Raw genomic sequence first — 12,724 nt, forward strand, 5'->3', positions numbered from 1 at the left:
AGACAGCGGCAAGGCCGGACTATCGGTCGACGTGGACGAGCCAGAATGATCTTCGGGTCAGTGGCAAGGATGAAGCGGCGGCAGGAAGATCGGTCTCGGGATCTGTATCGCATTCGCTGGACGGACCGGACAGGCTGCAAGGCCCGAAAGGAAACCGACAGGTGGATCGGCAGGGACCGGATGCCGGCGCGAGCGCCGAGCGACAGAGGTGGAGCGAGCCTAACGGCAGCGCACGCCGAAACCGCCGGGCGCCAAGTCTTTTCTGAAAGGAAAAGCCACACGCCGGTGAGAGTGGGGCCGGTAGCGATACCGGCCCCATTTCTTTTGGTTGAGTCAAGAGCCCCGCTTGCCAGTGAGGCGCGATCCGAATCGCTGGCCGTCAACACGAAAACATCGCTCGACCGCGGCGTTAACCCAAATAGGCCGGTTCGATTGTGGCCGAAAAAAGGTGGGCTGAAACCAAACCTAAATTTTTGCTGGTATAAGGGTGCAGATGAAGAACCGCATCTCCATCCGCCTGCGGCCGGCACGCCGCCTTGCCTTTTTCGGCGTCGCCTCGCTTGTCGCGGTGCCGCTTACAGGGGCGCTTGCCGGGCCTGAGGCTGCCGACAGTGTCGAGATCAGCCAGAACCTGCTGGACGATGGGGAAAACGCCGAAGCGGTCGATCTGATCCCGACTTCGGACGAAAATGCGATGCAGATCACCGCGAAACAGGTGATCCCCGACGCAGAGCCGGAAACACTTGCCGAAATCATCGGTCATGGCGAAGCAAGCTGGTATGGCAAACGCTTCGCAGGCCGCCCGACCGCCAATGGCGAAACCTTCAACCCCGGTGAACTGACCGCAGCGCACAAGACCCTGCCCTTTGGCAGCCGCGTTCGCGTGACGTCGCGTCGCACCGGCAAATCGGTCGTCGTGCGCATCAATGATCGCGGCCCCTATCACGGGAACCGCGTGATTGACCTGTCGGAGGCTGCCGCTCGCGAGATCGGCATCAAGTCGCGCGGCAAAGGCAATGTCGAGCTTGCGCTGCTGACCGATTAATCGCCTGAGCGCAGCCTTATTCGGCTGGCTCGACCGCTTCTTCTTCCGCTTTATCGTCCGGCGCATCAACCTCCGGCTCCGAGACTTTAGCGGGCGTGCCCAATGGCACCGCACCGACCTGTGTCATGCACCAGCGGACCTGTTCCATCGCGCGGTCACGGTTTTCGTTCTCCAGCGCGCCGAGGCTAAAGCCCTGCTGCGCCAGGCGGGCGGTGGTGCAATCGCACAGTTTCGTAAGCTGCTCGTCGGTGCTGGCAAGTCGCTTCAGCTTGACATCGCAGCGGTCCAGCACCGCCTCCCGCTCAGGGTTTTCAAGCCCGGGCTTCGGATCCTCGCACCCAGCCAGCGCCAAGGCGGCAACCAGTGGCGCAACATGTAGCGCCTTTTTCAAATTAGTGATGTGTAACGCGGTCAAAACCCGATGTCTCCGCCCGAAGATTGATACGACCCCAAAGGCGCGTTCGCGCAACCGTTGTGTTCAGCATTAAGGCCCGGCGCGCAAGTATGGGCATCACATAGTTTCCACCGCCCTAACTCGCTTCGATCTAGCCGCCGCGCAGCAATTGCACGCCGTAATCGCGCTCGAAAAGATAAAGCGCGATCCGTGCCGCTTCTCCGCGCGGCCCCTCCAATTCGCTACTGGCCCGGTCCATCAGCAATTGCGCATCGTCATGCGCTGCTTCCAGCAGGTCTGTGATCTGTTCGGGGCTCGCGACATGGAATGCGGTTTCGCCCGATTGGCGCGTGCCGAGAATCTCGCCCCCGCCGCGCAGGCGAAGGTCTTCCTCGGCCAGCCGGAAACCGTCTTGCGTTTCGCGCATCAGCGCCAGCCTCTCGCGGCCCGTTTCGCTCAATGCCTGTCCGCGCAGCAGCAGGCACACCGACTCCGCCGCTCCGCGACCGACACGCCCGCGCAGCTGGTGCAGCTGGGCAAGGCCGAAACGTTCGGCCTGCTCGATCACCATCAATGAAGCATTGGGCACGTTGACCCCCACCTCGATCACCGTGGTCGCGACCAGCACGGCGCATTCTCCGCTGGCGAAGCGGGCCATGTTCTCGTCCTTGATCTCGGGACGGAGCTGCCCGTGGACCAGTGTGACATTATCCGGGCCCAGCACCTGCTTCAGCGTATCGAAACGTTCTTCGGCGGCGGCCAGATCCTCGCGCTCATGCTCATGCACCATGGGGCAGACCCAATAGGCCTGCTTGCCCTGCTCCACATGGCGCAGCAGCCCTGCGACGACATCGTCCATCCGCTCCACCGCGACCACGCGCGTGTCGATGGGCTTCCTTCCCGGCGGCAATTCGTCGAGCTGGCTCACCGACATTTCGCCATGCTGCGCCAATAGCAGCGTGCGCGGGATGGGCGTTGCCGTCATGGCAAGGCAATGCGCCGTGCCCTTCGCCTTTTGCTGCAGCATCAGGCGCTGGCCCACGCCAAAGCGGTGCTGTTCGTCGATCACGACAAGGCCGAGATCGCGGTAACTCACGCTCTCCTGAAAAATCGCATGGGTACCGACGACGATATGGATCGACCCATCGAGCAATCCCATCAGGATCGATTCGCGCGCCCTGCCCTTGTCGCGCCCTGTCAGCAGCGCAATCTCAACGCCCGTGCCGCGCGCCATTTCCTGCAGGGTGGCATGATGCTGCCGCGCCAGAATTTCAGTCGGGGCCAGCAGCGCGGCCTGTTTACCGCATTCGATGGCGTTCAACATGGCGAGCAGCGCCACCACGGTCTTGCCGCTGCCGACATCGCCCTGCAGCAATCGCAGCATCGGGTGCGGCTGGGCCATGTCGCCCTCGATCTCTGCAATTGATCGCCGCTGCGCTCCCGTCAGCGCGAACGGCAGGTCGAGCTTGTCGCGCAAATGCCCGTCGCCCTGGATCGCAGGCCCCTTGCGACGGCGATTGTCGGCGCGCACCAGCATCAGGGCGAGCGCGCTGGCGAATAGCTCGTCATAGGCCAGCCGGTCGCTCGCCGCCTTGTCGCGGGCGCGGTGAACGCGTTGCAGAGCCTCGCGCCATGCCGGCCAGCCGCGCTTGGCCATGACGCTGGGTTCGATCCATTCGGGCAACTCGGGCAGGATCGCCAAGGACTGCTCGATCAAAGGCTGCAATCGCCCAGCGGTCAGCCCGTCCGACAGCGGATAGACCGGCTCGCATGTCTGGCCCAGCGCCGCGCCGCCATCCTCTGCCACATGATCGGGATGCACCATTTGCAGCGTGTCGCCATATTGCTCCAGCTTGCCCGCGACCCAGCGGGGCTCTTCCAGCGGCAGCAGCTTTTTCGCGGAATAGGACGCGCGCCCGAAATAGGTGAGCGCGATCCGCTCACCCGCATCGTCTTCTGCCACCACGCGGAATGGGCCGCGTCCGGTGCTGCTGGCGCGATATTGCTTGGCGGTCAGCCTGACGATGACATGTTCGCCGATGCCGCCTTCGGCCAGCGCGCCGATCTGGCGACGCTCGATAAAACGGTCGGGCAGGTGATAGGCGAAATCCTTGACCCGCGTCAGGCCAAGTTTCCCCAGCGGCTTTTCCAGCTTCGCGCCCACGCCTTTCAGGCTGTCGGCTGCGGCGAACAGGGGATTGAGGATATCGGGACGCATGAAAGTGCCTATAGCGCCGCTTGTCGAAGCTTGCACCGCGCCGCGCATAAGTTTACCCGGCCAACATGAGCGACAAGCCCGATCAAGCGCGCCTGAACAAGGCGAAGTTCCGTGCATGGCACCGCGGCACGCGGGAAGCCGATTTCATGATCGGCGGCTATTTCGACAATCGCCACGCCGAATGGGTGGAACAGGAACTAAGCTGGTTCGAAGCCCTGCTGGACGAGGACGATGTTGACATCATGGCGTGGGCACTGGGCGTGCAGCCGCCGCCCGAACGCTTCACCGGGCCAATGATGGATGCGCTGCAGCGGCTGGACTACGTTCATATTCATAAGTGAATCCGCACTTGCGGCGGAACCTGTCCATCGCCAGATAGTCACCCCTAGAGATGACTGACCTTCCCAGAATAACCGCCGCGGATAATCCGCTGGTGCTGTCTTCGCTTGCGCGCGGTGCGTTGCCTCTCGTGCTGTCCGATCTTGCGCGCTCTGCGCGGGGCACCGGAAATGCGGCGCGCGTGGTCTTCGTTGCGCCGGACGAGCAGGCGATGACGGCGATTGCGGATGCCGCGCCCTTCTTTGCACCCGAATTGCAGGTGATCGAATTCCCGGCGTGGGATTGCCTTCCCTATGACCGGTCCAGCCCCGCGCTTTCGGTCAGTGCGCGGCGATTGGCGGCATTGCAGGCGCTCCAGCAGAAAGCGGAAGGGCCGCAGCTGCTGGTCACCACGGTCAATGCGCTGCTGCAGCGCGTGCTCACCCCGTTCCGCATTCGGGAAGCTACGCGGCTGCTGAAAGCCGGGATCGAAATCGGGCACGAAAGCCTGATCGCCCTCCTCCAGCGGCAGGGCTATGCGCGCAGCGACACCGCCATCGACGCAGGCGAATTCGCGGTGCGCGGCTCGATCTTCGACATCGTGCCATCGGGTCTGAAAACGCAGAACGAAGCGGGCGAAACCGTGCAGGCGGGCCTGCGCCTCGATTTCTTCGGCGATGAGCTGGAGAGCATGCGGCTTTACGACCCGACGACCCAGCGTACCACCGGCACGGTGACAGAGCACCTGCTGCTGCCCGCAAGCGAGGCGCTGCTGTCGGACGACACGATCAAGCGCTTCCGCCTGCGCTATCGCGAAATGTTCGGTGCGAATGCGACCGGCGACCCGCTTTATCAGGCGGTCAGCGAAGGGCGGCGGCTAGCAGGCATGGAGCACTGGCTGCCGCTGTTCGAGGACAAGCTTTCCACCCTGTTCGAGCATCTGGGCAAGAACGACACCGTCATCATCGACGGCGGCGCCATGCGCGCAGGCGAAGAGCGGTTGGAAGAGATCGCCGACTATCGCAAATCGCGCGTTGCCGCAGCGGGGCAGAAGGCAGGCAGCTATCGCCCGCTGGCGCGCGATGCGCTTTACCTGTCGGAGGAGGAATATAGCGCGGCGCTGGAAGACTGGCCCGCGCACCGCACCTCCATCTTCGCAGAGCCGGAGAGCGAAAAGGTCATCGACTTCGGCTTTGCCTCGGCTCGCGATTTCACACCGGAGCGTTCACGTAGCGAGAACATCTACGAAGTCGCGGCCAAGCATTTCGAGAAGCAATCCAAGGCGAAGAAAACGATCCTCGCCTGCTTCTCCACTGGTGCGCGCGGACGCATCGTTTCGCAGCTGGGCGAAGCGGGCCAAGGGAAGGCAAAGGGGCGCGCCCCGGCATTGGCCGACAGCTGGCAGGAAGCCTTGGGCATCGCCGCCAAGGGCCGCACCGCCGCCGTCGTGCTGCCGCTGGAATCAGGCTTCGACAGCGACGATATCGAACTGCTGACCGAGCGTGACCTGCTGGGCGACCGCCTCGTCCGCCGCAAAAAGCGCCGCAAGGATGCAGACGCGTTTCTGGCGGAATTGCAGGCGCTCTCGCCGGGCGACCTCATCGTCCACATGGATCACGGCATCGGGCGTTATCTCGGCCTTGAATCCATTCCCGTCGGCAAAAGCCCGCATGACTGTGTGGCGCTGGAATATCACGGCGGGGACAAGCTTTATGTCCCGGTCGAAAATCTCGACGTGCTCTCGCGCTATGGGTCCGAGAATGAGAATGCCGCGCTCGACCGCCTCGGCGGCGAAGCGTGGCAGAAGCGCAAGAGCCGCCTTAAAGAGCGCATCCGCGAGATCGCGCATGAGTTGCTGGCGACAGCGGCCAAGCGTGCTCTGCAAAAGGCCCCCGTCATCGAGCCGGAATCGGGCTATGACGCCTTCGTCGACCGCTTCCCGTGGGAAGAGACCGACGACCAGGAACGCGCCATCGGCGATGTCATCACCGATCTTGGCGATGGCAAGGCGATGGACCGGCTGGTCTGCGGCGATGTCGGTTTCGGCAAGACCGAAGTCGCTCTGCGCGCCGCTTTCCTTGCCGCTATGGCCGGCAAGCAGGTGGTGATGATCGCGCCGACCACCCTGCTGGCGCGGCAGCATTATGCCGGGTTCACCGAACGCTTCGCTGGCTTTCCGATCAGGATCGGCCGCCTCTCCCGCCTCGTTCCCGCCAAGGAAGCGGCAGAGACCCGCGACGGGTTGGAGAACGGCACCATCGACATTGTCGTGGGCACCCATGCGATCCTGTCCAAGAGCGTCAGCTTCAAGAACCTCGGCCTTGTCATCGTCGATGAAGAGCAGCGCTTTGGCGTCACGCATAAGGAAAAGCTGAAGGCGCTGCGGGCAAATGTCCATGTCCTCACCCTGACCGCCACGCCGATCCCGCGCACTTTGCAGATGGCGATGAGCGGGCTGCGCGAACTTTCCGTCATCCAGACCCCGCCGGTCGACCGCCTTGCCGTGCGCACCTATGTCATGGAGTGGGACGACATGGTGGTGCGCGAGGCGTTGCTGCGCGAACACCATCGCGGCGGGCAGAGCTTTATCGTCGTGCCCCGCATCTCCGACATGGCCGAGATCGAGGACTGGCTGCGCGAAAATGTGCCCGAGGTGCGTTACGTCGCCGCCCACGGCCAAATGCCCGCGACCGAGCTGGAAGAGCGCATGAGCGCCTTTTACGAGAAGAAATACGAGGTGCTGCTCTCGACAACTGTAGTTGAAAGCGGGCTCGACATTCCTTCGGCCAATACGATCATCATCCACCGCGCCGACAAGTTCGGCCTTGCCCAGCTTTACCAGCTGCGCGGGCGCGTGGGCCGTGCGAAACTGCGCGCCTATGCGCTGCTGACGCATGAGGCGGGCGTTGCGCTTTCGGAAGTCGCGGAAAAGCGGCTGAAAGTTCTGGGCGACCTCGATTCGCTGGGCGCGGGGTTCCAGCTGGCCAGCCACGATCTCGACATTCGCGGTGCGGGCAATCTGCTTGGCGACGAACAATCGGGCCATATCCGCGAAGTCGGCTTCGAACTTTACCAGTCGATGCTGGGGGATGCGATTATGGCCGCAAAGGCAGGCGATCTTGGCGTGGTGGAGGACCGCACCGGCCTGTCGCCGCAGATCACCGTCGATGCCCCGATCATGATCCCAGAGGATTACGTCCCCGACCTGGCCGTTCGCATGGCGCTTTATCGCCGCCTCAACGATGCGGACGACAAGGATGCGATCGAGGGCATTGCCGCCGAAATGATCGACCGTTTCGGCCCACTCCCCTCGCCCACGGAAAACCTGATCAAGCTGATCGAGATCAAGGCGCAGGCGCTTGTCGCCAATATCGCCAAGATCGACGTCGGCCCGCGCGGCGCGCTGATCCACTTCCACAAGGACGAGTTCCCCGATCCCATCGGCCTGATCGGCTATGTCGAACGGCTGAAGGGCACCGCCCGCCTGAGGCCCGATAACAAGCTGGTGATCGAACGCGTCTGGGGCGATCCCAAATCGCGCCTCAACGGGCTGTTCCAGCTGACCAAGGGCCTTTCCGCCATCGTGCGCCGCGCGAAAAAGGCGGCGAAACAGGACGAACCTGCCTGAAGCGCAGACGATTGCCATCGCGCCGCCCCGGCAATAGGGTCGCGCGCAACACGTATCAGGGGGCCTGATGGCTGAGTTCGAAAAACTGGCGCTTGCCGTCTCTCCGACGGAGCAGGCCCAGCGTGCTGCGCAGCGTATCCGTGCGCAGGCGGAATTCGTGGACATGGAAGAGGCGGACGCCGTCGTTGTTCTCGGCGGTGATGGCTTCATGTTGCAGATCCTGCACCAGATGCTTGAGGCAGGGCGGATCATCCCTGCCTATGGCCTCAACCTCGGCACTGTCGGCTTTTTGATGAACAAGCTGCCTAGCGTGAACGCCCCCATCGCTGAGCGCGTCGCCAACGCCCGCGCCCAGACGGTTTCGCCGCTGGAGATGACGGCAGTGACGCAGGCGGGCGAAACCGTGACGGGCTTCGCCATCAACGAGGTGTCGCTGCTGAGGGAGACCCGCCAGACGGCAAAGCTGCAAATCAGCGTAGGCGGCAAGATCCGCATACCCGAACTCGCCTGCGATGGCATTCTTGCCGCGACGCCTGCCGGTTCGACCGCCTATAATTTCTCCGCCGGCGGTCCGATCCTACCGCTGTCATGCGGGCTGCTGGCCCTCACCCCGATCAGCGCATTTCGTCCGCGGCGCTGGCGCGGGGCGATCCTGCCCGATTTCCTGCCGATCACGATCCGGGCGCTGAACGCCTCGAAACGCCCGGTTTCCGCCGTGGCGGATCAAAAGGAAATCCGCGACATCGCCAGCATCGACATCAAGATCGCGCACGAGCGTGACCTGACGCTGCTCTTCGACAAGGGACACAGCCTGGACGAGCGGATCGTGGGCGAACAGTTCCAGATCTGACGTTCTTGCCCGGACCTTCGGGCGCGCAAGCTGTCGCAGGACCGGCAAAATTCATCCGATCCTGCCAATGAAAGCCATCCATTCGGCATCAAAGCGCGTCAAACGCTGCCACGTTTGCATCACTGCCGGGTTCGCCCGGCCTTGGACGCAGCCCTTCCGGCTGCCGTGAACTGGGGAGCATCAGCAATGAGCAAGTTCAAATTCCTTTCGGCCTGCGCGCTGGCCATCGGCACCATGGGGCTAGCCCCGGCAGCGATCGCAGCCGAAGGCGATGTCATCACCGATGCCCGCGAAATCGCACCCGATGGCCTGATCGGCATCTGGAAGGCCGACATGGAAGCATCGGGCTATGGCCACGCTAAGCCGCAGGCTGCCTATCGCACCTTCTACTACACCGAAGATGGCAAGATCCTGGTCTCGTTCCAGACGCTTGGCGCGACCGGCAACATCAGCTTCGGCCACTGGGCCGCGCAGCTAGATGGCACGCCGGGCATCGAATATCACAGCTCGGCCAAGTCGGTGCCTTATAACGTCGTGTCGTGGAAGCCGGGTGAAGACGGCCGCCTCTATCTCGACGTCAGCCGCCATGGCGAAACCTATATCAAGGCCATTTATGAGCTGTCGGCCGACAAGCAGACCCTCAAGTACAGCTATGGCGACACCACGGTCGTCTATCGTCGCTGGAACCTGAAGGACTAATCAATGAAGCCGGTCGCATATCTGAATAATCCTGCACGGCTTGCCGTAATCCCCGCCCTGCTGGTGCTTTTGCTGGCAGGCGCGGCGGGTTTTGCAAAGCCCGCCACCGACAAGGTAGCCGAAGGCAAGCGCGCTTTCGCCATGTGCGCCACCTGCCATGCGGTCACGGCAGATGCCCCGCGCAAGATGGGGCCGAACCTGTTCGGCGTGGTCGGTCGCAAGGCGGGGAGCATGGCGACGCCCGCTCCCTCGCCAGCACTCAAGAACTCGGGCATCGTCTGGGACGCCAAGACGCTCGACGCATTCATCGCCTCGCCGCGTAAGACGGTCCCGGGCAATCGCATGCCTTATGGCGGCATGTCCGACGCCGAACGCCGCGCCGCAATCGTGGCCTATCTTGAAACGCTGAAATAAGTCGCCTTCCCTTGGCGCAATCGACGGGCGGCCCTTCCAAGCAGGGTCGCCCGTTTTCGTTGGTTGCGCCCGGCATTCACCGCACCAGCGATACGATCTGCGGCATATCGCACTGCGATGGCGCCCGGATCGGGGCTATTACAAATGTTAACTTGTCACAATCGGGCTTATTCGGCGAAATCAGCTTCTTGTGTCGAGACACTCAGCGGTTTCACGCCCCAGTCGCCTCGGGTATCGGATTGTTGCTTTCAGTCGCACGAGTTGGTCGATCGGTAATAATTGCGACATTTGGCGAGGAAAAAGGGCACGATCTGCTGTGGCTTGTCCAAAAACGGTAACACAGCGCTTGGGTATCGCGACACGATCAGCGTCATTCGGGGGGTTTACGGGACGCCTCGATACGGACTGATCGAGGGTTGGGACAACAGCCCCGTATTGGACGGAGAGAGGGATCCAGGTTCAATCCAGAGGGGGATTGTCATGAACACGATTACCAGGTTTTCGACGCTGACCGCCACGAGCGCCATCGCGCTTTCCATTTCCACCGCCGCGATGGCCAACGAGGCCGATAGCGCAGCGACCGCTGCCGCCAGTGCAAGCGCGAGTGCAGACGCGGCCGCGACTGCCGCCGCAGCCGCCGTGCAGCCCGCGACCGAGACGCAGGAGCCGATCGTCGTCACCGGCCTTCGCGGCAAGCCGCGCACCGCGACAGATTCGCCCGTTCCCGTCGACGTCTTCGGCGAAGAGCAGATCCAGAACACCGCCGCGACCGACACGCTCGAGGTGCTGCAGACGCTTTCGCCGTCCTACACCGTCAGCCGTTCGCCCAACACCGACACCGACAGCTTCGTGCGCGCCCCCAGCCTGCGCGGCCTGCCGGCCAACAAGACCCTCATGCTGGTCAACGGTCGCCGCCGCCACAAGTCGGGCTCGGTCGGCATCTATCGTGACGCCTCGCAGGCCGCCGATGCTGCCACCATTCCCGCCATCGCCCTGCAGAACGTCGAAGTCCTGCGCGACGGCGCGGCCGCGCAATACGGTTCGGACGCCATCGCCGGCGTCATCAACTTCCAGCTCAAGGACGCATCGAGCGGCGGTTCGCTGATCGCCCAGGCCGGTCAGTACTACGAAGGCGACGGCGAGAGCGTGATGATCGCGGGCAATATCGGCCTGCCCCTCACCGACGCCGGCTTCGTCAACATCTCGGCCCAGCTGAACGACGACCAGAACACCGTGCGTTCGCGCACCTTCTCGTCCTCGTCGTGGGATCCGTTCGAAGCCTATGCGACCGACGCCGCCTTCGCCGCTGCCGTCGACGCCGCCGGTATCGACCTCAACGACCCGCTCGAGATCCGCGGCAAGCCCAAGGAGCGCGCCGCGCGCTTCGTGATCAACTCGGGCATCGACATCACCGACAACAGCTCGCTGTATGCCTTTGCCAACTATTCGCGTTCGCAGGGCACCGCTTACGGTTCCTATCGTACGCCCGGTGGCGGCCACAACGTGCTCGACAATCCGATCCGCCTCGATGACGGTTCGGTCTGGACCTTCAAGGAGAAGTATCCGCTCGGCCTGCAGCCGCCCTTCATGGGCGACGTGACCGACTGGAGCGCGACCGGCGGCTATCGCACCGAGCGCGAGTTCTCGAATGGCCACGTGCTCTCGGCAGACCTGTCGGCACGCTACGGCTACAACAAGATCCAGTACTCGATGAACGGCACGGTCAACCCGTCCTACGGCCCGTACTCGCAGGAAAACTTCAAGGCCAGCGCCTACACCTCCGACGAGTTCGCACTGAATGGCGACTTCGTCTACCAGATGCCCGTCGGCTTCTATGGCGATCTCGTCTTCAACTTCGGCACCGAGTTCCGCCGCGAAGGCTATCGCATCAGCCCGGGCGAGCTGGCTTCCTACTCGGGCGGCATCTGGTCGGAGCAGGATCCCTTCAACTTCTGCTCGAACGAGGCTGACCTGGCATCGCGCACGCTCAATGCCGGCGCGCCGACCGACCAGGGCATCGACTGCACCAGCTCGAGCGATCCGGTCTACAACATCCTGCAGCCCGGCTCGAACGGCATCACCGGCCTCTCGCCCGATGTCGCAGGTCGCTGGACCACCGAGAGCACCTCGCTTTACGGCGAGATCAGCTCGGAAGTGACCGAGAAGCTCTTCCTCGACTTCGCCGCCCGTTACGAGGATTACTCCTCCTTCGGCGACAAGCTCGTGTGGAAGGCTGCGGCCCGCTACTACGTCACCGACTGGGCGGCGATCCGCGGCTCGATCGGCACCGGCTTCCGTGCACCCTCGACCGGCCAGCTCTACATCACCCAGACGACCATCTCGACCCGGGACGGCGGCACCATCAACCTGGGCCTCTATCCCGCGACGCACCCGGTCGCCGAATATCTGGGCGCCACGCCGCTGCGCCCCGAGACCTCGGACAACTACTCGCTGGGCTTCACCCTGACGCCGACGCCGAACCTGACGCTGACGGTCGATGCCTATCGCATCAAGATGTATGACCGCGTCTATGCTTCCTCGACCATCATGGTCACCGACGAGATCCAGGACGCGATGTTCGCAGCCGGCGTCAACGACGCCTACTCGATCGACGGCATCCGCTTCTTCCAGAACGCCTTCGACACCACCACGCAGGGTATCGACGTTGTCGGCACCTACAAGGCGGACTGGCTGGAAGCAGGCTCGACCAGCATCACTGCCGCGTTCAACATCAACGACTACAAGATCGACCGCCTCAACGTGGACTCGATCACCTTCTCGGATGTGTCGGTCTACAACTTCGAGCACAACAACCCGAAGTGGCGCGCCAACATGACGCTCAACCAGGATGTCGGAGCGATCTCCTTCATGCTGCGCGGCAATTTCTATGGCCCCAACTCGCGCCAGACCACCAGCTCGGGCAACGCCATCCAGAAGTGGAAGACGCAGGCCATGGTCGACTTCCAGGTCTCCGCTCCCATCGGCGATGGCTTCACCCTCGCCGTCGGCGGCCAGAACATCTTCGACCACTACCCCGAGATCAACCTCATCGACGATCGCAACGGACGTACATACGTCGACGGTCCCGTCTCCTGGCAGGGCGGATACTACTACGGTCGGATCACATTCGACTTCTGATCGACTGATTGGCGGGGCGG

9 protein-coding genes are annotated in these 12,724 nt (G+C 63.2%); 7 read left to right on the forward strand and 2 right to left on the reverse strand.

The annotated features are described in order from the left end of the window. The first annotated feature begins 493 nt into the window (after positions 1-493). Positions 494-1,045, forward strand: coding sequence for a septal ring lytic transglycosylase RlpA family protein (locus tag A9D13_RS21035; RefSeq protein WP_082922032.1), 552 nt, complete (start codon positions 494-496; stop codon positions 1,043-1,045). A gap of 16 nt (positions 1,046-1,061) precedes the next feature. Here the strand turns inward: A9D13_RS21035 and A9D13_RS01800 are convergent, their stop codons facing one another. Both A9D13_RS01800 and recG read right to left on the reverse strand, forming a co-directional pair. Beyond that, complete coding sequence (locus A9D13_RS01800; protein WP_156521867.1) at positions 1,062-1,460, reverse strand: hypothetical protein; 399 nt, start codon at positions 1,458-1,460, stop codon at positions 1,062-1,064. A gap of 130 nt (positions 1,461-1,590) precedes the next feature. After that, positions 1,591-3,657: an ATP-dependent DNA helicase RecG gene (gene recG, locus A9D13_RS01805; RefSeq protein ID WP_066769362.1), complete on the reverse strand. Its 2,067-nt coding sequence runs from the start codon at positions 3,655-3,657 to the stop codon at positions 1,591-1,593. Between the two features lie 65 nt (positions 3,658-3,722). Here recG and A9D13_RS01810 point away from each other — a divergent pair, with 65 nt between their 5' ends. From A9D13_RS01810 to A9D13_RS01835, 6 genes are all read left to right on the forward strand, one after another. Continuing rightward, positions 3,723-3,998, forward strand: coding sequence for an FAD assembly factor SdhE (locus A9D13_RS01810; protein ID WP_066769369.1), 276 nt, complete (start codon positions 3,723-3,725; stop codon positions 3,996-3,998). Between the two features lie 50 nt (positions 3,999-4,048). Beyond that, entirely contained in the window at positions 4,049-7,603 is a 3,555-nt protein-coding gene (gene mfd, locus A9D13_RS01815; RefSeq protein WP_066769372.1) for a transcription-repair coupling factor, read from the forward strand. Between the two features lie 67 nt (positions 7,604-7,670). Then, on the forward strand, positions 7,671-8,453 hold the full coding sequence (locus A9D13_RS01820) for an NAD kinase (protein WP_066769374.1): 783 nt from the start codon (positions 7,671-7,673) through the stop codon (positions 8,451-8,453). Positions 8,454-8,639: 186 nt separating this feature from the next. Next, entirely contained in the window at positions 8,640-9,152 is a 513-nt protein-coding gene (locus A9D13_RS01825; protein WP_066769377.1) for a hypothetical protein, read from the forward strand. A 3-nt stretch (positions 9,153-9,155) separates the two neighbouring features. Further along, positions 9,156-9,566, forward strand: coding sequence for a c-type cytochrome (locus A9D13_RS01830; RefSeq protein ID WP_066769385.1), 411 nt, complete (start codon positions 9,156-9,158; stop codon positions 9,564-9,566). A 480-nt stretch (positions 9,567-10,046) separates the two neighbouring features. After that, on the forward strand, positions 10,047-12,704 hold the full coding sequence (locus tag A9D13_RS01835) for a TonB-dependent receptor plug domain-containing protein (protein ID WP_066769388.1): 2,658 nt from the start codon (positions 10,047-10,049) through the stop codon (positions 12,702-12,704). Positions 12,705-12,724 lie beyond the last annotated feature (20 nt).

It is taken from the genome of Croceicoccus mobilis (assembly GCF_001661965.1).
Classification (GTDB): domain Bacteria; phylum Pseudomonadota; class Alphaproteobacteria; order Sphingomonadales; family Sphingomonadaceae; genus Croceicoccus; species Croceicoccus mobilis.